Raw genomic sequence first — 25,578 nt, forward strand, 5'->3', positions numbered from 1 at the left:
CTTCCGAGGGATGCTCAATGTTTTACGTGCAACGCGATGCGCAAGGTCAGTTGATTCGCGTGGAAGCCGCGGCCTATGCCGAGGCCACGGAAACGCTGCCCGCCGATAACCATGAAATCCAGGCGTGGTACGCCAACGAGGCGGTGGAAAACAGCCTCAGGCAGCTCAAGCAGAGCGACTTTGAAATGATTCGGGTTCTCGATGACCTGATTCAGGTGCTGACCCAGAAAGGCGTGATCCGCGTCACCGACCTGCCACCGGCGGCCCAGGCCAAATTGATGGACCGCACGCAGGCGCGTGAGGCGCTGGGCGGGTTGAGCCAGTTGATCGACGAAGAGGAAGGCGGCTTGATCTGACGCTTTGCCGTCGGAAAACCTCGCGCCCGCTCTCTGCGGCGAGAGAGCGGGCGCGGGCATCATTTATTCCGCCGTCGACGGTTTTTCCCAAAGATTGATCCCGCCCTCCTGGGCAAACCGGTCAATCTCCGCCAGCTCCTCAGCGCTGAAGCTCAGGTTGCTCAAGGCTCCGACGTTCTCGATGATCTGCTGCGGCCGGCTTGCGCCGATCAACGCCGAGGTCACCCGCGAATCACGCAGTGTCCATGCCAGCGCCAGTTGCGCCAGACTCTGACCACGACGGCGGGCGATTTCATTCAGCGCCCGGACATGGGCAATATTGGCCTCGGACAAATGCGAGGCCTGCAACGAACCGCCGCCCGGACGATTGACTCGCGCATCCGCCGGCACGCCGTTGAGGTATTTGTCGGTCAGCAGACCCTGCGCCAACGGTGTGAACGCAATCACGCCGGTGCCGAGTTCATCGGTGGTGTCCAGCAAGTCCTTTTCCACCCAGCGATTGAGCAGGTTGTACGCGGGTTGATGAATCAACAACGGCACTTTCCACTCTTTCAGCAGTGCAGCCATTTCACGGGTTTTCACCCCTGAGTAAGACGAGATACCGATATAGAGCGCCTTGCCCTGTTGCACGGCAGTGGCGAGGGCGCTGGCGGTTTCTTCCAGCGGCGTGTCCGGGTCAAAGCGGTGCGAATAAAAGATATCCACATAGTCCAGACCGAGGCGTTGCAGGCTCTGGTCGAGGCTGGCCAGCACGTACTTGCGCGAACCACCGCCCTGGCCGTAAGGGCCGGGCCACATGTCCCAGCCGGCCTTGCTGGAAATGATCAGTTCGTCGCGGTAGGGCTTGAAGTCTTCGCGCAGCAGGCGACCGAAATTGGTTTCGGCGCTGCCATAGGGCGGACCGTAGTTGTTGGCGAGATCGAAGTGGTTGATCCCCAGGTCGAACGCGGTGCGCAACAAGGCGCGCTGGGTGTCGATCGGCGTGCTGTCGCCAAAGTTGTGCCACAGGCCCAGCGACAGCGCCGGCAACACCAGACCGCTGCGGCCGACGCGGCGGTAAGGAATGGAGTCGTAGCGGTTTTCGGCAGCGGTGTAAGTCATCGAATCCTCTCTTGTTTGATTAACAGCAGATTGAAGGCTGAAATCAAACCTATGTGGCGAGGGGATTTATCCCCGTTGGGTGGCGAAGCCGCCCCAAAACCTGGAACTTCGGCGAGTCAGGTGTACCGAGTGCGCTGGTTTTACGACTGCTTCGCAGCCGAACGGGGATGAATCCCCTCGCCACAAAAGCCCCATCAATCATGCAAAGCGATTTGCAGGTCGAACCAGACCCAGATTCTGGCGCAACGTCCGACCCTCATATTCAGTTCTGAACAACCCGCGCCGCTGCAGTTCCGGCACCACGCCATTGGCGAAATCTTCCAGTCCGCCCGGCAGGTGCGGCACCAGAACATTGAAGCCATCCGCCGCGCCCTGTTCAAACCACTCCTGCAGGCGATCGGCGATCTGCTCAGGCGTACCGACGAGACTGTAATGCCCACGCCCGCCGGCGATTTTTCGACCGAGTTCAGCGAGGGTCAGTTGTTCCCGGCCCGCCAGTTCGGTCAGCAGTTTCTGCCGGCTCTGCTGACCGCTATCAGTCAATGGCAACGGCGGCAGCGGCCCGTCCAGCGGATACTTCGCCAAGTCGAAGTTGCCCAGCATACGCCCAAGCAGCGCGACGCCCACCTCGGGTTCGACTAATGGCTGAAACGTTTCAGACTTTTCCTGCGCCTGAGCCTCGGTGGCACCCACCACGACATATACGCCTGGCATGATTTTCAGCGCGTCGTGACCGCGCCCGAACTTGCTCAAGCGCCCTTTTATGTCGGCATAAAACACCTGAGCAGCGGTTAGCGAAGTCTGCGCGGTGAACACCACTTCTGCCGTTTGCGCCGCCAGTTCGCGCCCGGTTTCGGAAGAGCCGGCCTGGATGATCACCGGTTGGCCCTGTGGCGAGCGGGCTACATTCAGCGGTCCTTTGACCCGGAAATGTTCGCCGACATGATCGAGCACGTGGAGCTTTGCGGGATCGTAATAAGCGCCGCTGACCTTGTTGCGCACAAACGCATCGTCCTCCCAACTGTCCCAAAGCCCGGTGACCACCTGGTGAAATTCGCGCGCACGGCTGTAGCGTTCGGCATGGCCGATATGTTCATCACGCCCGAAATTCAGCGCTTCGGCCGCATTGTCCGAGGTCACCAGATTCCAACCGGCGCGCCCGCCGCTCAGGTGATCGAGCGAAGCGAACTTGCGTGCGACGTGATACGGCTCGTTGTAACTGGTGGTCGCTGTAGCGATCAGACCGATGCGCTCGGTGACCGCGCTCAATGCCGAGAGCAGCGTCAACGGCTCGAAGTGATCGGAACGGGCCATGCGGCTGGCGATGTCCTGGGTCGGTGCGGCAACGCTATCGGCGACAAACAGCGCATCGAACTTTGCTCCTTCGGCGATCTGCGCCAGGCGTTTGTAATGGGCAAAGTCCAGCCCCGCATCTGCCGGCACATCCGGATGCCGCCACGCCGCCACGTGATGCCCGGTCGCCATGAGAAACGCACCGAGTTTCATCTGTCTGCTCATCTCAGAAGTCCTTGCGCAGTTGCACGCCGAAGTAGCGCTCGTCATCCCGTGGCACGGCGCGATAGATGTAGCTGTCGCCACTGGCCAGCAACGACGAATACGACTTGTCGGCGAGGTTCTTGCCGAGCAAGGCGACGCGCCAGCCATTGCTGTAATCGGCCAATGCGACACTGGCGTTCCATAGCCCATACGCGCCCTGTTTGGTGTCCCGATTCTGGCTGATGTCGTACTGCACTTCGCTCTGCCAGCTGTAGTCGGTGCCCAGTTCGATATCCAGGCCGTTGTCCAGCGGGATGCTGTAGTCGGCGCGCACGTAGCTTTTCCAGTCAGGGCTGAATGGCAGCGGCTTGCCGTTGACGTTGCACGATGCCGCCGCGCCGGCCGGGCAGGCGAATTCGTCGATGCGTGCGCGGGTGTAGGCCAGTGCACCTGAGAACTTCAATTGCTGGGTGGCTTGCAAGGCGTAATCCAGCTCGACACCTTCGCTGATGACGCTGCCGGCGTTGATCAGCCGCGTCACCACTTGACCGGCGACAGTGTCGAAAAAGTTCGCCTGATAGTTGTCGTACTCGCTGTGGAACACCGCCAGGTTGGTGGTCAGGCGATTGTTCCAGGAGGTGGCTTTGATTCCCGCCTCCCAAGTGTTCGAGGTCTCCGGCTTCAGTGCTTCGGTGTCACGCGGCTGCATGTTGAAGAACACGTTGTAGGCCGGGCCTTTGTAGCCGCGCGAGTAGGTCAGGTAGGTGGTCACCGTGTCGCTCAGGTCGTACTGCACACCGAGGCGACCGGACCAACCGTCTTCGTCCACCGAGCCTGAGCTGCTGGTCGCCGGTTGAATGCCGCTGACGGTGGCTGCCGAAGTCGAGACGCGGCGATGATCGTATTCCAGATCATCGTGGGTGTAGCGCAGCCCAGCGATGCCGCGGAAATCCGAGGTGAAATTCAGCGTGCTCTCGCCGAACACCGCGTAGCTATCGCTGGCGGTGCTGTAATCGGCGACGCCGCGATCGGTGCGCGTGGTAGTGGTCAACGTGCGCTGATAAGTCTCGTCGTCCTTGCCGTGCATGTAGAACAAGCCGGCGACGTATTCGAGGAATTCGCCTTTCGGCGAGGCCAGACGCAGCTCCTGCGAGTATTGGTCAAAAGCCAGATCGCCCTTGTCCGCCGTACCCGGGAACGCGGCTGTTACAGTGCCGAGACGGTCGCCGTCCTGATACTGGGTGTTGTCCCAGCCGCGCCACGCAGTGATCGATGTCAGTTTGAAATCGCCCAGTTGCCAGTCGAGCTGACCGGACAGGCCTTTGTTAACGTCCTCGACGTGAGAGCGGGTGTCGGTGTTGATGTCGCGATTGTGTGCGGTGGCATTGACGGGGCTCAGCGCATTGGCGAAGGCCGGGGTCAACGACTGGCTGACGACGCCGTTAGGGCCGTCATCATGGGACTGCATGTAGTCGGCAATCAGGGTGAACGTGACGTCATCGTTCGGCGTGAATTCGAGCTTGCCGCGTGCGCCGCGATGGTTATAACCGTTCACCTCCTGGCCGTTGTGCTGCTTGTCGACGTTACCGTCGTAGGTGCCGAACAACGTGCTGATCGAGCCCTTCAACGTGTCCGGAATCAGGCTGCCGCCAATGCCGAACCGAGTGCGGCTTTCGTTGCCGCTGTAGTACGCCTGATCGATGTAGCCATGGGTCTCGGCGGTCGGTGCCTTGCTGGTGATATTGAGCACTCCGGCCGAGGCATTCTTGCCGAACAGCGTGCCCTGCGGCCCGCGCAATACCTCGACACGCTGCAGGTCGAGAAGGTCCAGCGTCGCCTGCCCCGGACGCGCATACACCACGCCATCGATCACCGTGGCCACGGTCGGCTCGACGCCGGGCGAGGTGGAAATCGTGCCGACGCCGCGAACAAACAACGAGGTGTCCTTGTTCGATGCGCCGGTACGAAAATTCAGCGACGGCACTTGCTGGACAATGCTCGCCACACCGTTGCGGTTGTCGCGCTCCAGTTGCTCGCCGTCGATCACCGAGACCGCCACCGGTACTTTTTGCAGCGACTCTTCGCGGCGGGTGGCGGTGACCGTCACCGATTTCAGGGTCGGTTCCTGATCGCTGCTGTCAGCGGCAAATGCGCTGGGCAACGGCAGCGCCGCCAACCCGGTAAAGATCCAGCCCGCAGCGCGAATCGCCTGCGCCAGTGAGTGTCCCGCCCCAGGAAAGTTATTCATGTGTATCCGCTCGAAAATGGCCCTGAACCGCTGCCGTTCTGCAACGACAGCGCCTGAAATCTGTCTTCGGCATTCGCTCGAGCGAGTAGCAGACAACGCGCTTTGTTAGCGCTAACATCGTCAGTATTGGCAAGCCGCGCATAGAGCGTCCAATACTGAAAAATTACTTTTATATGCGATTTTGTTTTTATAAAGGACTGAGCCTTGAGCGAACAAAAGCCCCGCAAACGACGAGGCGCCGGCCGTGTGACGTTAAGTGCCGTGGCGCGCAAGGCTGGTGTTTCGGCGATCACCGTGTCGCGTTATTTCAACCAGCCCGAACTGGTCTCGCCCGAGCGCCGAGAACGGATTGCAGCCGTCGTGGCCGAATTGGGTTACGTGCCCAATCTCGTCGCCGGCGGTCTGGCTTCGGCGCGAGGGAAAATCGTCGGCATGGTGATCCCGAATATCTCCGGGCCAATCTTCGCCAATACGATTCAAGGCTTCAGCGACACCCTCAGCCGTCACGGTTATCAGCTGTTGTTGGCGTCGAGTTACTTCGATATCGAGCAGGAAGAAAACGCCGTGCGCGCATTCCTCGGCTGGTCGCCGGCGGCGCTGGTGCTGACCAGCCATTTCCACAGCGCGGGCACGGAGAAGATGATTGCCGAGGCAGATGTTCCCGTCATCGAGACCTGGGATTACCAACCCGAACGTGGACCGATGCAGATTGGTTTCTCGCATGTTGAAGTGGGCGTAGCGGCAGCGAGACATCTGCTGGAAAAAGGCTACCAACGCATCGCGTTTGTACAAAACAGCGCGCCCGGCGACTTCAGTGCACTGGAGCGCCGCGACGGTTATGCCGCGACGTTGCGCGCCGCAGGGCTTGAGCCATGGGTGTTCGCCCCAGACGCCGACCGCGCACCGTTCGAGGCCGGCAAGCAAGCGATGGACGTCTTGATGAACGCCTCACCGCGCCCCGACGCAATCATCTTCGCCAATGACAATCTCGCCGCCGGCGGCTTGCTCGCCGGGCAACGCGCCGGTATCAAAATCCCGGAAGACTGCGCCGTGCTGGGCTTCGGCGATTACCCGTTTGCCGAGATGCTGCTGCCGAGTCTGAGCACGGTCAAGCCGCCGGCGCTGGAGATTGGAGTGCTGGCGGCAATGCGGGTGCTGGAAAGCCTTGGGGTGCTGCCGTGCGATGAGGTGCAGCGGCTGAATTTGTTGCAATGCACAGTCATCGAACGCGAGAGCATCCTGCGCAATTGCGCACGCCAGTAAGAGCGGGCTTGCTCGCGAAAGCGCAGTGTCAGCTACTTCAATTGTCGACTGACAATATGCCTCGCGGGCAAAGCCCGCTCCCACAGGATTTCGCGTCGTTCACAAACTCTGTATCAACCCAAAAAACTGTGGGAGCGGGCTTGCCCGCGAAGGCTGCGGATCACATACCGCAGACTTTGCAGGCATAGTCGCGCAACCGCCATCAAGCTTTTTTCGGCCTGAAGCTGCTGAGCGCCGAGTCGTCGATCAACGCACCAGGTGCAGGAACTGCATGTGCCGTTCGTACTGGTCGAGGATGTCGTTGATGATCTGTTCTTTGGTATAGCCGACCAGATCGTAGTCCTGACTGCCCTCGCTCAGATGCACTTCGGCGCGGTAGTAGCGGCGGTTGTTGAGCTGCTTGGAACCCATGCCGCCACGGGCGAAGGACGGTGTGAAGTAGCCGCGCATCTGCACCTGATAGATGAACGGATGCTGCTCGCCATGGCCGATTTCCAGGCTGACGTTGTCATGCGCCGGATCTGGCTGAGTCACCACGTTCAGGCCTTTTTCGACAAACACCGCGGTCACTTCTTCGATCGCCGGGCGCACCGTGGTGTCCATGAAACGGTACACCTCATCGCGCGACGGGAAATGCACCGCCTGACTCAGGCGCTGTCGCCAGCCGCCGGTGCCACGCCGCGAACCGGAGACCGGCGCCAGCGAATGCAGTTGCGCAATCTGCTTCTGCGACTCCAGATAGAACGCCTTGTGCAGGCCCCACATCATCAGCAGCAGGATCAACGAGAACGGCAAGGAGGTCAGCACCACGGCAGACTTCAGTGCATCGATGCTGCCGGAAAAGAGCAAGGCACTGGTGATCAGCGCAGTCATCGCGCCCCAGAACACCCGCAGCCATTTCGGCCCGTCTTCATCCGGGTTGCCGCCCTTGGCCGACAACGTCGAGAGCACAACGGTGCCGGAGTCGGCAGAGGTGACGAAGAACACGAAGCTGATGAACACCGTCACGGCGATAACGGTTTTGCTCCACGGATAGGTTTCCAGCAGCAGATAAATGCTCATTGAGGGATTATCGAGGGCCGACATGCCCAGCGCGCTCATGCCGTGGTTGAGCACTTGATCAAGGGCGCTGTTGCCGAAAATCGACATCCACGCGAGGGTGAAACCAAGCGGAATCAGCAGCACACCGAAGACGAATTCGCGAATGGTCCGGCCGCGAGAAATCCGCGCGATGAACAGGCCCACGAACGGTGACCAGGCGATCCACCAGGCCCAGTAGAACACCGTCCAGCCACCGAGCCAGTCGCTCGGCTTGTCATAGGCGTAGAGGTCGAAACTCTTCATCGGCAAGGCGCCGAGGTAGTCGCCGACGTTCTGGATCAACGTGTTAAGCAAGTGCTGAGTCGGCCCGGCGAACAGCACGAACAGCAACAGCCCGCAGGCCAGCAGCATGTTGATATCGGACATCACCCGCACGCCTTTATCGACGCCAGAGACCGCAACGATGATTGCCGCGCCCATCATCAGCGTGATCAGGCCGACCTGAATCCACTGGGTGTGGGCGATGCCGAACAGATAGTCCAGGCCCGAATTCAGGTGCAACACGCCAAAGCCCATGTCGGCACCGAGACCGAACACCGTGGCGATGATACCGAAACCGTCCACCGCATAGCCGATGGGGCCGTTGATGCGCTTGCCGATCAGCGGATAAAGCGCCGAACGCAGGGCCAGCGGCAGGTTGTGACGATAGGCGAAGTAGGCCAGCGCCATGCCGACAAAGGCGAACACGCCCCAGCCATGCAGGCCCCAATGCAAAAACAGAATCTGCATCGCTTGTCGCGCCGCATCCGCCGTACCGGCCTCGCCCTGCGGCGGTTGCAGCATGTGGGTCAGGGGTTCGGAAACACAGAAGAAAAACAGCGTGATGCTGATCCCGGCCGCAAACAGCATGCCGGCCCAGGACAGGTAACTGAATTCGGGCTCGTCGTGGTCGGCACCGAGTTTTATCTTGCCGTAGCCGGATAACGCGGTGACCACCACGAAGACCAGATACAGGGTCATCGCGAGCATGTAGTACCAGCCGACCGTATTGGCCGCCCAGTTCTGCGCTTCCAGCAACCAGGCGCCGGCCTGTTCGGGCATGGCAATGACGACAAGGCCAAACAGCAGAATCACCGTCGCGGCGAAGTAGAACACCGGCGGATTCATGCGCACCAGACCGCTGGCGGGGGTGGACGATGCACTCATGAAACGTGCACCTCGAAGCAATGAAACATGGCTGAAATGATCGGACTCAGCAAAGGCAAGCCTCCTGTTGTGAGCGGGCAGCGAACCACCGGTTTAACTTGAATGAACGTTCAAGTTAAACATGGATAGGGTGGTAAGGACTAATCGCAGGGCTGGGCGGTAGATTTCCTACAGTAGCCCAGGGAGGCGTATGACGTGGGTTTTGGGGCATTCGTTCACTGCTGAATTGGCTGAAGGCCACTACCTCGATCCGGCCTGAAAGTCTTTCGCGAGCAAGCCCGCACCCACAGGGGATTTGTGCCGGTTACAGATCCAATGTGGGAGCGGGCTTGCTCGCGAAGAGGTCAGCAGCCGCGAAGCACATTCAGAAGCTTACTTCTGCGTCCCATCATCATGCTGCAGATTCGCCTGGGTCAGATTGCACCCCGCCGGCACGCTGCGCGTCAGCCACACGTTGCCACCGATGGTCGAACCCTTGCCAATGGTAATCCGCCCAAGAATGGTCGCCCCGGCGTAAATCACCACATCGTCTTCGACGATCGGATGGCGCGGATGGCCCTTTTGCAACTGGCCGTCTTCATCCGCCGGGAAGCGCTTGGCCCCCAGGGTGACTGCCTGATAAATCCGCACGCGCTCACCGATAATCGCGGTCTCGCCGATCACCACGCCGGTGCCGTGGTCGATAAAGAAACTGCGGCCAATCTGCGCCCCGGGGTGAATATCGATGCCCGTGGCCGAATGGGCGATTTCCGCGCTGATCCGCGCCAGCAGCGGCAGCCCGGCGCGGTACAAATGGTGCGCCAGACGATGATGGATGACGGCGAGAATGCCCGGATAGCACAACAGCACCTCATCGACACTGCGTGCCGCCGGATCACCGTGATAGGCCGCCAGCACGTCGGTATCGAGCAACGTGCGCAGACCCGGCAATGCCAAGGCGAAATCCTGCACGATCTGGATGGCGCGGGCTTCGACTTCGCTATCATGCTGCGCGCTGTGCCGGGCGGCATAGCGCAGTTCCAGCCGCGTCTGCGCCAGCAACGCGTTCAGCGCGACATCTAACGTGTGGCCGACGTAGAAATCTTCACTTTCCTCGCGCAGGTCCACCGGACCCAGACGCATCGGAAACAAGGCGCCGCACAGCGCTTCGAGAATCTCCGCCATCGCCGCTCGCGACGGTAACTCGCGTCCGCCCTGCTCGCCGGAGGCCCGGCCGTTCTGGGCGCGCCACTGATCCCGCGCACTGCGTAGCTGGCCGACGATGGTGTGTAGTTGCCAATGGCTGGAACGCTCGCTCACGGTAAAGACTCCTCACGGGCGGCCGGACTGTCTGGCCGCGTCACCGCAACTACTTTAAGGGATGCCTGCCAAGGCGAATTAAGAACTGATAGTGCTGTGCTCAGTTCGTTTGGCTATAAGCGATTGGCGGTTGCCCCTGCAAAAGGGCGTGCCTATAGTCCGTTTATCTCTCTGCGCCAGTACGGAACCATGTTTAAACAACCGCTCAAACAGCAACTGGAACGCTTTAAACGCCTCGACCTGCTCAGCCACCCCACCCCGCTGGAAAGACTTGCGCGCCTGTCCGCGTGGCTCGGCCGCGAGGTGTACATCAAGCGCGATGACCTGACGCCGCTGGCCATGGGTGGCAACAAATTGCGCAAACTCGAATACCTCGCCGCCGATGCGCTGGCCCAAGGCGCCGACACGCTGATCACCGCCGGTGCCTTGCAATCGAACCACGTCCGCCAGACCGCCGCACTCGCCGCCAGGCTCGGCCTCGGCTGCGTGGCCCTGCTGGAAAATCCGCTGGGCACCGATGACAGCAATTACACCGGCAACGGCAACCGCTTGCTGCTTGATCTGTTCGACACCAAAGTCGAATTGGTCGACAACCTCGACAACGCCGACGAACAACTGGCCGCCCTCGCCGTGCGCCTGCGCAGCAATGGCAAGAAACCCTATCTGGTGCCGATTGGCGGGTCCAACGCACTCGGTGCCTTGGGTTACGTGCGCGCAGGTCTGGAGCTGGCTGAGCAGATCAAGGACAGCGGCCTCGATTTCGCCGCGGTGGTGCTGGCCTCGGGCAGCGCCGGGACACACAGCGGTCTGGCGCTGGCCCTGCAGGAAGCGCTGCCACAATTGCCGGTGATTGGTGTGACCGTTTCGCGCAGTGAAGAAGATCAGCGGCCGAAGGTGCAGGGTCTGGCCGAACGCACGGCAGAGCTGCTCGGTGTCGAGCTGCCGGCCAGCTTCAAGGTTGAGTTGTGGGATGAATATTTCGCCCCGCGTTATGGCGAACCGAATGCCGGCACACTGGCCGCGGTGAAACTGTTGGCGGGCCAGGAAGGTCTGCTGCTTGACCCGGTCTACACCGGCAAGGCCATGGCCGGCCTGCTCGACGGCATTGGCCGGCAGCGCTTCGAGGACGGCCCGATCATCTTCCTGCACACCGGTGGCGCGCCGGCGTTGTTTGCGTACAAGGATTTTCTGAACACCTGATCCTCCTGGCTGCAGATAATCCTGTGGCAAGGGAGCTTGCTCCCGGGGTGCGAAACGCCCCGAAACTCAGCCATCACTGAGTTCAATTGGATTGTGGTGGCAGATTTTGCGTCTGCTACGCAGCCGAGCGGGAGCAAGCTCCCTCGCCACCGATATATTCCAGAAAAGACTAACGGATCAGAGAATTATTATTTTCAAGTCTAACGACGTCGTCATATAGTCTCGCCGCAGGCGAATTTCGGGCGAGACGCATAAGCTGCTTTAAGGCAGGATAGCGCTGTCGTTCAACATCACGAATTTGCCTACTTCCTTAAGCGTCTTCCATAAGAAAACACAGGGGCTTGTCATGAATTTTTCCGCACTACGTCGCACTCTGCTGGTCGGTTCGCTGGGCCTGGCGCTGAGCACCGGCCTGATCACCCAGGCAGTGGCCGGTGAGCAGTTGCAGCAGATCAAGGACAAAGGCGTTCTCAACGTCGGCCTGGAAGGCACTTACCCACCGTTCAGTTTCGTCGATGAAAACGGCAAGTTGTCCGGTTTCGAAGTCGAGCTCTCCGAAGCCCTGGCACAAAAACTCGGCGTCAAAGCCAAGATTCAGCCGACCAAATGGGACGGCATTCTCGCTGCGCTGGAATCCAAGCGTCTGGACCTCGTGGTCAACCAGGTCACCATCTCCGATGAGCGCAAGAAGAAGTACGACTTCTCCGAACCGTATACCGTCTCCGGCATTCAAGCCCTGGTGCTGAAAAGCAAAGAAGCGGCATTGAACATCAAGACCGCTGCTGACCTGTCCGGCAAAAAAGTCGGTGTAGGTCTGGGGACCAACTACGAACAGTGGGTCCGCGCCAACGTGCCGGGCGCCGATGTGCGCACCTACGACGATGATCCGACCAAGTTTGCCGACCTCAACAACGGTCGCACCGACGCCATCCTGATCGACCGTCTGGCCGCGCTCGAATACGCCAAGAAAGCCCCGAAAACCGTGGCCGCCGGTGAAGCCTTCTCCCGTCAGGAATCCGGTATCGCCCTGCGTAAAGGCGAACCTGAACTGCTGGCTGCGGTGAACAAGGCTCTCGGCGAACTGCGTGCTGACGGCACTCTTGAGAAGCTGTCGAAGAAGTACTTCAACGCAGACGTTACTAAATAATGGAAGAAGCTTTCCAACTCGCGCTGGATTCCGCGCCCTTTCTGTTGAAGGGCGCGTACTACACGGTAGTCCTCAGCCTCGGCGGGATGTTCTTCGGCCTGCTGCTGGGCTTCGGCCTGGCGCTGATGCGCCTGTCGCGCTTCAAGTCGGTCAGTTGGCTGGCACGCATCTATGTGTCATTTTTTCGTGGCACGCCGTTGCTGGTGCAGCTGTTCGTAATTTATTACGGCCTGCCACAAATGGGCCTGGAACTCGATCCGCTGCCAGCAGCGCTGATCGGCTTCTCACTGAATATGGCCGCCTACGCCTGTGAAATCCTGCGCGCTGCGATCGGTTCGATCGAACGGGGCCAGTGGGAAGCCGCTGCGAGCATCGGCATGACCCGTGCGCAGACCTTGCGCCGGGCCATCCTGCCGCAAGCCATGCGCACGGCATTGCCGCCGCTGGGCAACAGCTTCATTTCACTGGTCAAGGACACCGCGCTGGCTGCCACCATTCAGGTACCGGAACTGTTCCGCCAGGCGCAGTTGATTACCGCCCGGACTTTCGAAGTCTTCACCATGTATCTTGCCGCCGCGCTGATCTACTGGATTCTGGCCACAGTGCTTTCGCACTTCCAGAACAAGTTGGAAGCGCGGGTCAACCGGCACGACCAGGAGTCTTGACCCCATGATCGTCGTGGAAAAACTGACCAAGCAATTCAAGGGTCAAGTGGTGCTCAACGGCATCGATCTGCAGGTGCAGGAAGGCGAGGTGGTGGCAATCATTGGCCCCAGCGGCTCGGGTAAAACGACGTTCCTGCGCTGCCTGAATTTCCTTGAGGAGCCCAGCAGCGGCCGGATCAAGGTCGGCAATATCGAAATCGATACCCGTCGCCCGTTGAACCAGCAGCAGAGCCTGGTGCGTAACTTGCGCCAGCACGTCGGCTTCGTGTTCCAGAACTTCAACCTGTTTCCCCACCGCACAGCGTTGGAGAACGTCATTGAAGGCCCGATCGTGGTCAAGAAGATGCCACGCGACGAAGCCACTGCCCTGGGCAAAAGGCTGCTGGCCAAGGTTGGCCTCGCCGGCAAAGAGGATGCCTACCCGCGCCGCCTCTCTGGCGGTCAGCAACAGCGCGTGGCGATTGCCCGGGCGCTGGCGATGGAGCCGGAAGTGATCCTGTTCGACGAGCCGACCTCGGCCCTCGACCCGGAACTGGTCGGTGAAGTGCTGTCGACCATCCGCAGTCTGGCTGAAGAGAAGCGCACCATGGTGATCGTCACCCACGAGATGGGTTTTGCCCGCGACGTGGCCAACCGGGTAGTGTTTTTCGATAAAGGCGTGATTGTTGAACAAGGTGAAGCCAAAGCACTGTTTGCCAATCCGAAAGAGCCACGCACCCAACAGTTTCTCAGCAAGTTTCTCAACCACGCCTGAGAACTTTCACTGCGCTACCGACAACTTCCACGGATGGAAGTTACCCCCGCCTCATTGAAATACTGCCGCACACTTCCCTCCTGATAAAAACTATCAGATGCGTGAACTATTCATGTTCCGCAACAGATAATCCTTGTCTGGCAACACCCCAAACCGCTGTGAATGCCTGCAGATTAACCTGCGCTAAAAAACATAGAAACGCCTTGGTTACGTGGCTTGTTTCGCCTTCAGGCCTAGGCATTCTGCGGCGCCGCCGTAGGAACTTTCTGATTAACCCGTAATTCACGAGTTAACTAAAACCGTCTATTGACACCGCGACCAACGCCCTCTTATCTAGTCGACAACTGGCCTCTATTAGTTCAACCACCCCGTATTCAACTTGAATAAAAGTTCCAGGTTTTATTGCCAGTTTATTCACGCCCTTTTGTTCTTTCAGAAACGGACTTCGCTGCAAGGCTTCAAGGAGAGAAATCGATGACCCGCACTTCGCATACCCCCGAACTGGCAGCGCCGACTCTGGCGCCAGCGCAAAAAACCGCTATCAACCTGGCCGCCGCGGCACACCTGTTTGTCGAGGTTCCGCCCTACCCCGAGATGGACTGCGGGGACCTCATCGAACTGTTCTGGAACAAGTGCTATGTCGCCTCCCGCGTGCTGACAACCGAAGACGTCGGCACCACAGTCAGCCTGCGCGTGCCGGAGAGTTTCATCGCCAGCGGCGCCGCGCGCATCCACTATCGGGTCATGCAGGTCGGCCATGGCCCTGCGCTGTCGGCGGCGACTCGGGTGCAGGTCAAACTCGATTGTCCCGGTGGCCAGCCATCGACACTCTGCGGCGATGAAAACCAGCAATTGGCGCCCGTTACCCTCCCCGACGCCATTCGCCGCCAGGGCGTCAATCCGAACCAGATCAAACGCGGCGTGCCGCTGACTATCGAACCCTATGTGAACATGGCCGAAGGCGACGAAATCACCTTGCGCTGGGGCGATGTACGCATGGACCTGACACCGGTCACGGCGGCGGATCTCGACCTGCCGATTCAGGTCTGGGTGCCGCCGGCGGTCATCGTCGAAGCCGGTGAGGATCTACGTCTGGACGTGACCTACTGCGTCATCGACCGGGTCGGCAACAACTCGAACTGGGCGCCACCACGGACGCTGAAAATCGGTTGTGTAAACCCGTACCTCAAGGTGCCGCTGAAACCAGCACTCAAAGCCGCCGACCCCATAAAGAAATGACTGTGGCCAGCGGGCCTCGTGGCGAGGGGATTTATCCCCGTTGGACTGCGTAGCAGTCCCTTTCATGGGCTCGCTTCGCAACCCGGCCTGGAAAAATCCCCGCCCCACAAGGATTCCTCGATAAATGGTTAACCAGACAGCCAACACACCCTTCTATACATATTCCTAAAAGTTAGTTTATTTAATTTTTATACACGCTTAGGGTATATGCACCGGACCACCGGACATTCTTTCAATCGTCGCACTTCGCGGCGTTTTTCATGAAATGTGAGGTAGGTAGCATGGTCCGGAACACAATCACCCCAGTGCAGATCGCCAGGGCATTGCGTGCAGCCAGGGAGCGGCGCTGATGTCCAGTCTGGCCGATGCAAACGTCCAGTCGGATCTGGACATCGCCCCACTGTTGTTGCCCGCACAAGTCTTGCGCAACGACGCCCAAGCCATCCAGGCCGCCCGGGAGCTGGCGCAGGTCGCCCGCGTACAGGCGGCCAAACGCGATCGCCAGCGCAAGCTGCCGTGGTCGGAAATCGAACAGTTCACCCGCAGCGGCCTGGGCAGTATTGCCATCCCGCGCGCTTACGGCGGCCCGCAGGTTTCGTTCGTGACGCTGGCCGAGGTGTTCGCAATCATTTCCGCCGCCGATCCGGCGCTGGGGCAGATTCCGCAGAACCAGTTCGGCATCCTCAATCTGGTGCTCGGCAGCGCCACCGAAGCGCAGAAGAAACAGCTGTTCCAGAGCGTTCTGGAAGGTTGGCGCATCGGTAATGCCGGCCCGGAGCGCGGCACTAAAAATACCCTGGAACTGAAAGCGCGAATCACCGCCGACGGCGACGATTACCTGATCAACGGCCAGAAGTTCTACTCCACCGGCGCTCTGTTTGCCCATTGGGTCGCGGTGAAAGCGCTCAACGATGACGGCAAGCAAGTGCTGGCCTTCGTCCGTCGTGGCACACCGGGTTTGCGCATCGTTGACGATTGGTCGGGCTTCGGCCAGCGCACCACCGCCAGCGGCACGATCTTACTCAACAACGTGCGCGTCGACGCGGCGTTGGTGGTCGACAACTGGAAGATCAACGAAAGCCCGAACACCCAGGGCGCCGTGTCGCAGTTGATCCAGGCAGCAATCGATGCCGGCATCGCCCGTGGCGCCATCGACGACGCCATCGACTTTGTGAAAACCCGCGCGCGGCCCTGGATCGATGCCAAGGTCGAGCGCGCCAGCGATGACCTCTACGTGATCGCCGACATCGGCAAACTGAAAATCGAACTGCACGCCGCCGAAGCGCTGCTGCGCAAGGCCGGGCAAGTGCTCGATCAGGTGCACGCCGCGCCGCTCACCGCCGAATCCGCCGCACGTGCCTCGATTGCGGTGGCCGAGGCGAAAGTGCTGACCACCGAAATCTCGCTGCAGGCCAGCGAAAAGCTTTTCGAACTGGCCGGCAGCCGCGCGACTCTCGCCGAATTCAATCTTGACCGCCACTGGCGCAACGCCCGCGTGCACACCCTGCACGACCCGGTGCGCTGGAAATACCACGCGGTCGGCGCCTATCGCCTGAACGGCACGTTGCCTGCTCGTCACTCCTGGATCTAACGACCAGACATCTGGAGAAGCACATGACTTTTTCTCACCCCGTCGCAGTCATCACCAGCGATGAGCAGGCGCTGATCGTCGCCAGCGACCTGGCCGAAGACTTCAAACGCGACAGTGCCCTGCGCGACCGCGAACGCCGCCTGCCCTTGGCGGAACTCGAAGTATTTTCCCGCTCCGGCCTGTGGGGCATCAGCGTGCCGAAGGCATATGGCGGCGCTGGCGTATCCAACGTCACCCTGGCCAGAGTCATCGCGCTGATCGCTCAGGCCGACGGCTCGCTGGGACAGATTCCGCAGAACCATTTCTACGCACTCGAAGTGCTGCGCGTGAATGGCAGCGACGAGCAGAAACGGCGGCTATACGCCGAAGTCCTCGCCGGCCAACGCTTCGGTAATGCGCTGGCGGAACTGGGCACCAAAACCGCCCACGACCGTGTCACCAGCCTCAAGCGTGACGGTGCTGGCTACCGCATCAATGGTCGCAAGTTCTACGCAACCGGCGCGATCTATGCGCAGCGCATTCCGACGTCCGTGGTCGATGAGCACGGCGTGCAGCAATTGGCTTTCGTCCCGCGCGACAGCAAAGGCCTGACCGTGATCGATGACTGGAGCGGCTTCGGCCAGCGCACCACCGGCAGCGGTTCGGTGCTGTTCGAGGATGTGTATGTAGCGGCTGACGATGTGCTGCCGTTCCAGAGCGCTTTCGAACGCCCGACCACCGTCGGTCCGCTCGCGCAGATTCTTCATGCCGCCATCGACACCGGTATTGCCCGCGCTGCTTACGAGGATGCGCTGCATTTTGTGCGCAGCAAGACGCGGCCATGGATCGATTCGGGGAACGACAACGCCAGCCAAGATCCGCTGACGCTGAAGAGCTTCGGCCACTTGAGCATTCGCCTGCACGCCACCGAAGCCCTGCTGGAACGCGCCGGCGAATTTCTCGATGCCGCGCAAGCCGACACCAATGCCGAGACCGTCGCCGCTGCCTCGATTGCCGTTGCCGAAGCACGGGCGATCAGCACAGAGATTTCTCTCGCCGCCGGCAGCACACTGTTCGAATTGGCTGGCAGCCAGGCCACCCTCAGCGAGCACGGCCTCGACCGTCACTGGCGCAACGCCCGGGTGCACACCCTGCACGACCCGGTGCGCTGGAAGTATCACGCGGTGGGCAACTACTACCTCAACGATGAAAAGCCGCCGCTGCGGGGGACAATCTGATGCCCGCTGCGAAAAAGAAGATCCTGCTCAATGCGTTCAACATGAACTGCATCGGTCATATCAACCACGGCTTGTGGACGCATCCGCGCGATACCTCGACCCGTTACAACACCATTGAATACTGGACCGAACTGGCGCAGTTGCTTGAGCGCGGGCTGTTCGACGGCTTGTTTATCGCCGACATCGTCGGCGTGTATGACGTCTACCAGAACTCGGTTGACGTGACGCTGAAAGAGTCGATCCAGTTACCGGTCAATGATCCGCTGCTGCTGGTTTCGGCAATGGCGGCCGTCACCAAAAATCTCGGTTTCGGCCTGACCGCCAACCTCACTTACGAGCCGCCGTATCTGTTCGCCCGACGCCTGTCGACGCTTGATCATTTGAGCCGTGGACGGGTCGGCTGGAATATCGTCACCGGTTATCTGGACAGCGCCGCCAAAGCCATGGGCTTGCGCGAACAGGTCGAACATGACCGCCGCTACGACCAGGCCGACGAGTACCTTGAGGTGCTTTACAAACTTTGGGAAGGCAGCTGGGAAAACGGCGCGGTGCTCAACGACCGCGAGCAGCGCATCTATGCGCAGCCCGACAAAGTGCACAAGGTCGAGCACACCGGCGAGTTCTATCAGGTCGAGGGTTATCACCTCTGCGAGCCCTCGCCGCAGCGCACACCGGTGCTGTTTCAGGCCGGCAGCTCCGATCGCGGTTTGCTCTTCGCCGGGCGTCATGCCGAGTGCGTGTTTATCAGCGGCCAGAACAAGCCATCGACCAAAGTACAGGTCGACAAGGTCCGCGCAAGCGCCGTCGAAGCCGGGCGCAACCCCGAAGACGTCAAGGTGTTCATGGGCCTCAACGTGATCGTCGGCGCCACCGAAGAAGCGGCGTGGGCCAAGCACGCCGAGTACCTGAGCTACGCCAGTGCCGAGGCAGGCGTGGCGCATTTTTCCGCATCGACCGGCATCGACTTTTCCCAATACCAGATCGACGAACCGATCCAGTACGTGAAGAGCAACGCCATTCAATCGGCGACGAAAAACCTGCAGAACAACGACTGGACCCGACGCAAGTTGCTCGACCAGCACGCGCTCGGTGGTCGCTACATCACCGTGGTCGGCTCGCCCGGGCAAGTCGCCGATGAGCTGGAAGCGTGGATCGCCGAAACCGGTCTCGACGGCTTCAACCTGACCCGCATTGTGACCCCGGAGAGCTACGTCGACTTTATCGAGCTGGTGATTCCGGAGCTGCAGCGGCGCGGGTCGTACAAGACCGCGTATGACAGTGGCACCTTGCGCGAGAAGTTGTTTCACGCGGGGGCGCAGTTACCTGAGCAACACACCGGATCTTCGTACAGACATTAAAAGCTTCGCGAGCAGGCTCACTCCTACAAGGGGAACGCATTCCAAATGTAGGAGCGAGCCTGCTCGCGAAGAGGCCCGCCCAGACACCACAAATTCATGCACTGACTGGAAAAACCATCATGACCCAGAAACTCCTGTCCCACCCAGTCAAAGCACTGGCCCTGGCCTTCGGCCTGTTCAGTTCGGCGGTATTCGCCGCCGATGCACCGCTGAAAATCGGCACCACCGCCGCGTTTGCCATCCCTCTGGAAGCCGCCGTCGAGGAGGCCTCCAAACAAGGTCTGAAAGTCGAACTGGTGGAATTCACCGACTGGATCGCGCCCAACGTCAGCCTCGCCGCCGGCGACATCGACGTGAATTATTTCCAGCACATCCCGTTTCTGGAAAACGCCAAAGCCGCGTCAGGTTTTGACCTGGTGCCGTTCGCACCGGGAATCATCAACAACGTCGGCCTGTACTCAAAGAAATACAAAAGCTTCGATGAACTGCCCGAAGGCGCCAGCGTCGCCATCGCCAACGACCCGATCAACAGCGGTCGCGGCCTGCAACTGCTGGCCAAGGCCGGGTTGATCACGCTGAAACCGGGGGTGGGCTACAAAGCCACCGAGGATGACATCGTCGCCAACCCGAAAAAGATCAAGATTCTGCAAGTCGAAGCCGTGCAACTGGTGCGCGCCTATGACGATGCCGATCTGGTCCAGGGTTATCCGGCCTACATTCGTTTGGCGAAGACCTTCGATGCTGGCTCGGCACTGCTGTTCGACGGTCTCGACCACAAGGAATACGTGATTCAGTTCGTCATCCAGCCGAAAAGCAAAACCGACCCGCGCCTGATCAAGTTCGTCGACATCTACCAGCATTCACCGGTGGTGCGCGCGGCGCTGGATAAGGCCCACGGCAAGCTGTATCAAGCCGGCTGGGAAAGCTGAGCATGACGGCCGCGATCCAACGGCGACTGGCCATTCCAGAGCCACACAACGCTGAAAAGACCGAGCTTCATCCTGAACTCAATCGCGCCCATGTGCGCTTCATCGGCCTGGGCAAAACCTATAACGGTGGGCAAGGCCCGGTCGCGGCATTGCAGGGCATCGATCTGGCGATTCAGCGCGGTGAGGTGTTCGGCATCATCGGCCGCAGCGGCGCTGGCAAATCGTCGCTGATCCGCACGATCAATCGTCTCGAACAACCGACCTCGGGCCGGGTGTTGATCGATCAGGTGGACATCGGCAAATTCGATGAAGACCGACTCGTCGCATTGCGCCGGCGTATCGGGATGATCTTCCAGCATTTCAATCTGATGTCGGCCAAGACCGTTTGGCAAAACGTCGAATTGCCGCTGAAAGTGGCGGGGGTGCCGAAAGAGCAACGCGAGAAAAAGGTCCGCGAATTGCTCGAGCTGGTTGGCCTGCAAAGCAAGCACAAGGCCTATCCGGCGCAACTGTCGGGCGGGCAGAAGCAGCGGGTCGGCATCGCCCGCGCGCTGGTGCATGACCCGGACATTTTGCTGTGCGACGAAGCCACTTCAGCGCTGGATCCGGAAACCACGCAATCGATCCTCGGCCTGCTGCGCGAGATCAACAAACGCCTGGGTCTGACCATCGTCTTGATCACCCATGAAATGGCGGTGATCCGTGAAATCTGCGACCGCGTGGTCGTGCTTGAGCACGGCCGTATCGTCGAGCAAGGCCCGGTCTGGGAAGTGTTTGGCAATCCGCAGCACGAGGTCAGCCAGACCTTGCTCGCACCGCTGCAACACGCGTTGCCGGAGGAGTTGCAGAGCCGTTTGCTGACGCAGCCAACCTCTTGCGAAGCGGCTGTGGTGTTGCGCTTGCAGTTCACTGGCAGTGCCGCTGATGAACCGGATCTGGCCGCATTATTTGCGGCGCTCGGTGGCCGGGTGAAGTTGCTTCAGGGCGGCGTTGAACGAATTCAGGGCCATGCGCTCGGGCAACTGTTGTTGGCCGTCAGCGGCTCATCGCTCGACGCCGGACAATTACGTGAAAGCGCCGGGCAGTGGGCGCAACGGGTGGAGGTACTGGGCTATGTGGTTTGATCGCTTGCTGCAGGGCTTTATCGATACGTTTTTGATGGTCGGCGTGTCTTCACTGATCGCGCTGCTGGTGGGGATTCCCATGGCAGTGATTCTGGTCACCAGCGACAAGGGCGGCATCTACGAGGCGCCGCTGTTGAACCGTGCGCTGGGCGCCTTCGTCAATCTGTTCCGCTCAATCCCGTTCCTGATTCTGATGGTTGCGCTGATTCCGTTCACCCGGTTGATCGTCGGCACCACTTACGGTGTGTGGGCGGCGGTGGTGCCGCTGACCATTGCCGCGACGCCATTTTTTGCACGGATTGCCGAAGTCAGTCTGCGCGAGGTAGACCATGGTCTGATCGAGGCCGCGCAAGCGATGGGCTGCCGGCGCTGGCACATCGTCTGGCATGTGTTGCTGCCTGAGGCGTTGCCGGGGATTGTCGGTGGTTTCACCATCACCCTGGTGACGATGATCAACTCCTCGGCCATGGCCGGTGCGATTGGTGCGGGCGGTTTGGGTGATATCGCTTATCGCTACGGCTATCAACGTTTTGACAGCCAGATCATGTTGACGGTGATCGTGTTGCTGGTGGCGTTAGTGGCGGTGATCCAGTTGGGTGGGGATCGGTTGGCGCGGGGGTTGAACAAGCGTTGAGTCCATACTTAATCAGCGCAAGGGAATGCTGCCCTCTTGCGCTGATAGCATTCACCGCAGCAAAGGTTAGCGAGAAAACAAACGCTGGAAAAAGGAGGATTTGCTGGTTTTGGGTTGGGTGGATGGCTCTGGATTGCTTACGGTCAGTGAGGACGACATGGGCGCCGATACAGGTTCGGTCGCCAGCACGGAACGTTTCATATAGATTTCCTGAGCGCTCAGCCCTGTCGCGTCCATCTCGAAGATGAGGCCAAGCGCTTTACTGTTTTCCCAAAGCGCCTTGGCAGCCTCCCATACACCATGCTCCTTCAAGTATCCGATAAGGCCTCGATAATCGTGTTTGAATCGATTGACAAGAATTGAATACTGCTCGGGGGAATCAATCGAATCCATTCGCAGTGCCGAACCAAAACCCAGGCTTTCAGGAATCGTGGCAAATCTGACCGACTGGGCCGGTGCGATTTCACCAACCAGCGCTTCATGGCCAACAGAAGGTTCCGGCTTGTAATGGCCAGAACTATTGTCGATGGAAAATCCTGCGGGGTTCAGCGGATCGATTTTCAATATGCCCGCAAACTCTGGCAACCCCATACCCGGCTGTATGCCCATATGTTGTTGATACATATTGGCAAAGAGACGAAGCCTCCCGGTTTGATCGCGGAACAGGGCTACTGCATCACCGAATGCAGTCGGTCTCCAGACTGAGGACTCTCCCTCGTAAACTTGCATACCCCGCCCATAAACCACGCCGGTGCTCGCGAACGATTGTGCTTCGTCGTTCCAGATTAGTTCTTCAAACCATCCCGTCCCAATGCTCTTGGCCATAGGGTTGACGATATCGCCGATGAAAATATCTGCCGGAATTTTTACCGTGCCTTGCCAGTCGTAAAAGCCGACAGGGTTATTTCCCACCATCGTATAGCGATTCAGCCCATCAGCCTTTCCTGCCGGGTCGGGACATATCCAGCGCTGCAGCCATGGCGCGTAGTATCGATATCCATAGTAATAAAGTCCGGTAGCGTCGAATTCCCGGCCCGAATAACGGGTTGTCTTGTGCTTTACCGTCAGTGCATCTCTGCCTGCCCAGCACGCCGTACCGCCATACGGGTAAAAGTGCTCCTGACTGAGAAGCCCGGCAGACTCATCCAATTCCAAAGTGCTGGAGCCGAGATGATCGCCAAGGCTATAACGCTGCTGATCAATTTCATCGCCATCAGGCCAATAGTGCAGGCGCACCTGATTAAGCCCTGTCTCGACACTGATCACATGCCATTCTCGACCATCCGCCCCGCGGTGGACCTCAAGGTTCGGGAGATAGCGCACTTCCGCTCGACGCATCTTCCCGGATGCTTGAATGACATGGGTCTTGCGCAGCCGATGACCCGGTTCACTGCAGCGATAACATTCGTAGTCATCGGTCTTATTCCCGCGGTTGACCAGCGCAACCCGAGTTAGCTCATTACGGACATTCCACGTCATGGCCTGACCACGTTGCAACTCCAACTGACTACCCGCCGCATCAAACCCCAGCGCTATCTCCGCTTCCCCGGGCAAAGAACCATCGTCGCGCTGCGCCAGGCTCCGATTGCTGTGATGGGAGGTGTACATCGAAAACCCCGTCGCACCGCTGTGGTGGCGGGTGATCAGATTACCCGCTGCGTCGTAATCGAATTTCTGCGTGTAGTTGCGCCGTTGATTGGGGTCCAGCGGCGTTGGCAGCAGATCCGGCAATGCCGGGCCATGGCTCGGCTTGCTGACCTCCCAGCCGCTGGCCTCGACCAGCTGATAAAGGCTGTCGTAGCGATACCGACTGACCGGAGCGATTCGCTGATTGTTGAACCAGGACACGACTTGAGTCTTGTCTTCCAGGCTGATGATGTTGCCAACCGGATCGTAGACATAATTCAGATCCTGCAACGCAGGTCGCGCGCCGATACTGGCGAGCAGTCTGAGCAACCGGCCGTCATCGCGGCTGTATTCGGCACGGGCGATGACGCCGTTGCCGGCCGTCTCACTTTCGATCTGACCCTGCGCGTTGTAGCGAATGGCACTGACCAGACACGTCGGCTGCCTGCCGTCGCCGGCCTGCAACAGCCAGGTTGCGCAAGATTGCCCGGCCACGTTGTAGTGCTGCGTGCTGATGTTGCCCATCGCGTCGGTGTGATGCTGCAAGTCGCCTGTCGGATTGAAAGTCTGCCGGGTGACGTAGGTTGTTTTCTCGAGGTAGTCATCCCGCCGATCGGGTTCGATTGGCCAGTCAGGCGTCTCCAGCTCAATCAAAAAACGTCGCGACTCCACCAGCACTGCGCCGCCGAGGCCGTAGTCATTGAAATGCCGATTGCCGGCAGGGTCATCGTGGCGGATCGGACGGCCGCATTGATTGTGCTGGGCGCAATCATCCGTGGCGCTGCCATAAGTCCAGCGCTCGACCACGCAGGACTGCCCCTCATGCGCTTGCTCAGTCAGCGCCAGCGGACGCTGCAGATCATCGTATTGGCGAAGACTCTGGCTGCCGCGCGCATCCCAGCCAGAACACATCGAACCCGCTTCATTCAACAGCCGCACCTGCCAGCCAGCGTCAACGCTGTCTGTGAACAATGCCTGGCCACTCAATGCGTAGCTTGTGGTCAGATTCGGCTTCGGCGCAACGCCCCACAACCGCGGATCCCACGACGCCACCTGACGCCCCGCGTTATCAAACACCTGGCGGGTGATGCGCGCGTCGATGTCGGGTTTGTCCGGATGCCGACAATAGGCAACGCTACGAATTGCCAATGCGCGCGGGTCAATGACCGACAAGGTCGGCGTGGTGGTGTCGCGGCGAGTGTTCACGGCTACGCGAGTCCTCGGGTCAGTGTCCCCATACTGAGCCGGTTTTCCTTGGTTCGATACTGTAAGAACTAACAGGTGCTAAGCTGCGTGCACCGCGATGGCTCATGGCCACTGAACTCGTCTGATGACGTCGCTGTTACGAATAAAAGGCAAGATCCTTGGTGAAAACCAGAGATTTCCCACAGGTAATTTTCCGTTTCACCGGGCATGACCACCGCCCTTTGCAGGACGATTCCTAGATTATTTTCGACGCTTGTACCCGAAATATCCCGTAGCTAATCTCCGACCGTCACTGCTCGGCAGTGACCGGGTGTAGTCGCTCGGATTCGCTGGGCGTGCAGTCAGACCTGACATCAGCAGAGAGTTTTCATCTGATGGATGGCAGCTGTGCGCGGGGCACTTTCAAGTGCGCCGGTGCTTGTGATCAGCGACTGACCCGCGTGCAGCCGCCGCCTGCTCGTTTAGTCGCGAAATGGTTGGCTCCCACTTGAAGTCAGGAGTTTACCTATGGAAAAACATCTTCCCGATCCTCCGTTCAACCTTGCCTCTCACCAGAACTTTACTGCGGATCTGCTCAAGGATCGCTCCGCCCTTTGCCGAGCAGTGGACACCCATCTGGCCGGCAACCCCATGAACCTGCCAGGGCAAAAACGCGTGTACAGCATCAGCAATGATGTATCGCTGGAGGACGCCCAGTTGTATGTCGCCGACCTGCTGCGCTGCGCCTCGGTGACTGTGCACCAGTGTGGCGATCATCTCGGAGGCGAAGATCGGGCCATGGTGTTCTCGGTCTGGCATTTGCTGGAGATGGCCAAGGCGATGGTCGATCGCTCGATCGACTGTCTGGAGATGAAGCGCAACTGAAACCGGCCCTGAG

General features: G+C 59.7%; 20 protein-coding genes. 14 read left to right on the forward strand and 6 right to left on the reverse strand.

The window, feature by feature from the left end; genetic code table 11:
* The first annotated feature begins 17 nt into the window (after positions 1 to 17).
* Positions 18 to 356 carry a tryptophan synthase subunit beta gene (locus HU739_RS16705; protein WP_186551506.1) on the forward strand — a complete coding sequence of 113 codons (339 nt, stop codon included), beginning with the start codon at positions 18 to 20 and terminating at the stop codon, positions 354 to 356.
* A gap of 63 nt (positions 357 to 419) precedes the next feature.
* Here the strand turns inward: HU739_RS16705 and mgrA are convergent, their stop codons facing one another.
* The 3 genes from mgrA to HU739_RS16720 all read right to left on the reverse strand — a co-directional run bounded on the left by mgrA (position 420) and on the right by HU739_RS16720 (position 5,202).
* Positions 420 to 1,457, reverse strand: a complete 1,038-nt coding sequence (mgrA, locus tag HU739_RS16710) for an L-glyceraldehyde 3-phosphate reductase (protein WP_186551507.1) — start codon at positions 1,455 to 1,457, stop codon at positions 420 to 422.
* A gap of 198 nt (positions 1,458 to 1,655) precedes the next feature.
* Positions 1,656 to 2,975: an LLM class flavin-dependent oxidoreductase gene (locus tag HU739_RS16715; protein ID WP_186551508.1), complete on the reverse strand. Its 1,320-nt coding sequence runs from the start codon at positions 2,973 to 2,975 to the stop codon at positions 1,656 to 1,658.
* Between the two features lies 1 nt (position 2,976).
* Positions 2,977 to 5,202, reverse strand: coding sequence for a TonB-dependent receptor (locus HU739_RS16720; RefSeq protein WP_186551509.1), 2,226 nt, complete (start codon positions 5,200 to 5,202; stop codon positions 2,977 to 2,979).
* 204 nt (positions 5,203 to 5,406) lie between these two features.
* On the opposite strand from HU739_RS16720, the gene HU739_RS16725 reads away from it, so the two are divergent.
* The gene (locus tag HU739_RS16725) at positions 5,407 to 6,465 is read left to right on the forward strand and encodes a LacI family DNA-binding transcriptional regulator (protein ID WP_186551510.1); all 1,059 of its coding nucleotides are present in this window, start codon (positions 5,407 to 5,409) and stop codon (positions 6,463 to 6,465) included.
* A 246-nt stretch (positions 6,466 to 6,711) separates the two neighbouring features.
* On the opposite strand, the gene betT is transcribed toward HU739_RS16725, so the two are convergent.
* Together betT and epsC are read right to left on the reverse strand one after the other, a co-directional pair.
* Positions 6,712 to 8,673 (reverse strand): choline transporter BetT, encoded by a 1,962-nt coding sequence (gene betT / locus HU739_RS16730; protein ID WP_186551558.1) that lies wholly within the window; start codon positions 8,671 to 8,673, stop codon positions 6,712 to 6,714.
* A gap of 411 nt (positions 8,674 to 9,084) precedes the next feature.
* A complete protein-coding gene (gene epsC, locus HU739_RS16735) occupies positions 9,085 to 10,011 on the reverse strand; it encodes a serine O-acetyltransferase EpsC (RefSeq protein WP_186551511.1) in 927 nt (308 codons plus the stop codon).
* A gap of 189 nt (positions 10,012 to 10,200) precedes the next feature.
* Here epsC and HU739_RS16740 point away from each other — a divergent pair, with 189 nt between their 5' ends.
* The 11 genes from HU739_RS16740 to HU739_RS16790 all read left to right on the forward strand — a co-directional run bounded on the left by HU739_RS16740 (position 10,201) and on the right by HU739_RS16790 (position 21,869).
* Positions 10,201 to 11,211, forward strand: a complete 1,011-nt coding sequence (locus HU739_RS16740) for a D-cysteine desulfhydrase (RefSeq protein WP_186551512.1) — start codon at positions 10,201 to 10,203, stop codon at positions 11,209 to 11,211.
* 346 nt (positions 11,212 to 11,557) lie between these two features.
* Positions 11,558 to 12,358: a cystine ABC transporter substrate-binding protein gene (tcyJ, locus tag HU739_RS16745; RefSeq protein ID WP_186551513.1), complete on the forward strand. Its 801-nt coding sequence runs from the start codon at positions 11,558 to 11,560 to the stop codon at positions 12,356 to 12,358.
* Entirely contained in the window at positions 12,358 to 13,023 is a 666-nt protein-coding gene (gene tcyL / locus HU739_RS16750) for a cystine ABC transporter permease (RefSeq protein ID WP_186551514.1), read from the forward strand. The genes tcyJ and tcyL overlap by 1 nt, the downstream gene beginning before the upstream one ends.
* A 4-nt stretch (positions 13,024 to 13,027) precedes the next feature.
* Complete coding sequence (tcyN, locus tag HU739_RS16755; protein WP_186551515.1) at positions 13,028 to 13,777, forward strand: L-cystine ABC transporter ATP-binding protein TcyN; 750 nt, start codon at positions 13,028 to 13,030, stop codon at positions 13,775 to 13,777.
* Positions 13,778 to 14,251: 474 nt separating this feature from the next.
* A complete protein-coding gene (locus tag HU739_RS16760) occupies positions 14,252 to 15,016 on the forward strand; it encodes a hypothetical protein (protein ID WP_186551516.1) in 765 nt (254 codons plus the stop codon).
* 349 nt (positions 15,017 to 15,365) lie between these two features.
* The gene (locus HU739_RS16765; RefSeq protein ID WP_186551517.1) at positions 15,366 to 16,607 is read left to right on the forward strand and encodes an SfnB family sulfur acquisition oxidoreductase; all 1,242 of its coding nucleotides are present in this window, start codon (positions 15,366 to 15,368) and stop codon (positions 16,605 to 16,607) included.
* 23 nt (positions 16,608 to 16,630) lie between these two features.
* Positions 16,631 to 17,824 (forward strand): SfnB family sulfur acquisition oxidoreductase, encoded by a 1,194-nt coding sequence (locus HU739_RS16770; protein WP_186551518.1) that lies wholly within the window; start codon positions 16,631 to 16,633, stop codon positions 17,822 to 17,824.
* Positions 17,824 to 19,182, forward strand: a complete 1,359-nt coding sequence (locus HU739_RS16775) for an LLM class flavin-dependent oxidoreductase (protein ID WP_186551519.1) — start codon at positions 17,824 to 17,826, stop codon at positions 19,180 to 19,182. The genes HU739_RS16770 and HU739_RS16775 overlap by 1 nt, the downstream gene beginning before the upstream one ends.
* Positions 19,183 to 19,301: 119 nt before the next feature.
* Positions 19,302 to 20,111 (forward strand): MetQ/NlpA family ABC transporter substrate-binding protein, encoded by an 810-nt coding sequence (locus HU739_RS16780; protein WP_186551520.1) that lies wholly within the window; start codon positions 19,302 to 19,304, stop codon positions 20,109 to 20,111.
* Positions 20,112 to 20,113: 2 nt separating this feature from the next.
* The gene (locus HU739_RS16785) at positions 20,114 to 21,235 is read left to right on the forward strand and encodes a methionine ABC transporter ATP-binding protein (protein WP_186551521.1); all 1,122 of its coding nucleotides are present in this window, start codon (positions 20,114 to 20,116) and stop codon (positions 21,233 to 21,235) included.
* On the forward strand, positions 21,225 to 21,869 hold the full coding sequence (locus HU739_RS16790) for a methionine ABC transporter permease (RefSeq protein ID WP_039756400.1): 645 nt from the start codon (positions 21,225 to 21,227) through the stop codon (positions 21,867 to 21,869). Before HU739_RS16785 ends, HU739_RS16790 begins: the two co-directional genes overlap by 11 nt.
* A gap of 66 nt (positions 21,870 to 21,935) precedes the next feature.
* On the opposite strand, the gene HU739_RS16795 is transcribed toward HU739_RS16790, so the two are convergent.
* Complete coding sequence (locus HU739_RS16795) at positions 21,936 to 24,701, reverse strand: RHS repeat domain-containing protein (protein WP_186551522.1); 2,766 nt, start codon at positions 24,699 to 24,701, stop codon at positions 21,936 to 21,938.
* 507 nt (positions 24,702 to 25,208) lie between these two features.
* On the opposite strand from HU739_RS16795, the gene HU739_RS16800 reads away from it, so the two are divergent.
* Positions 25,209 to 25,565, forward strand: a complete 357-nt coding sequence (locus tag HU739_RS16800) for a DUF6124 family protein (protein ID WP_186551523.1) — start codon at positions 25,209 to 25,211, stop codon at positions 25,563 to 25,565.
* Positions 25,566 to 25,578 lie beyond the last annotated feature (13 nt).

Source organism: Pseudomonas hamedanensis (assembly GCF_014268595.2).
Classification (GTDB): Bacteria; Pseudomonadota; Gammaproteobacteria; order Pseudomonadales; family Pseudomonadaceae; genus Aquipseudomonas; species Aquipseudomonas hamedanensis.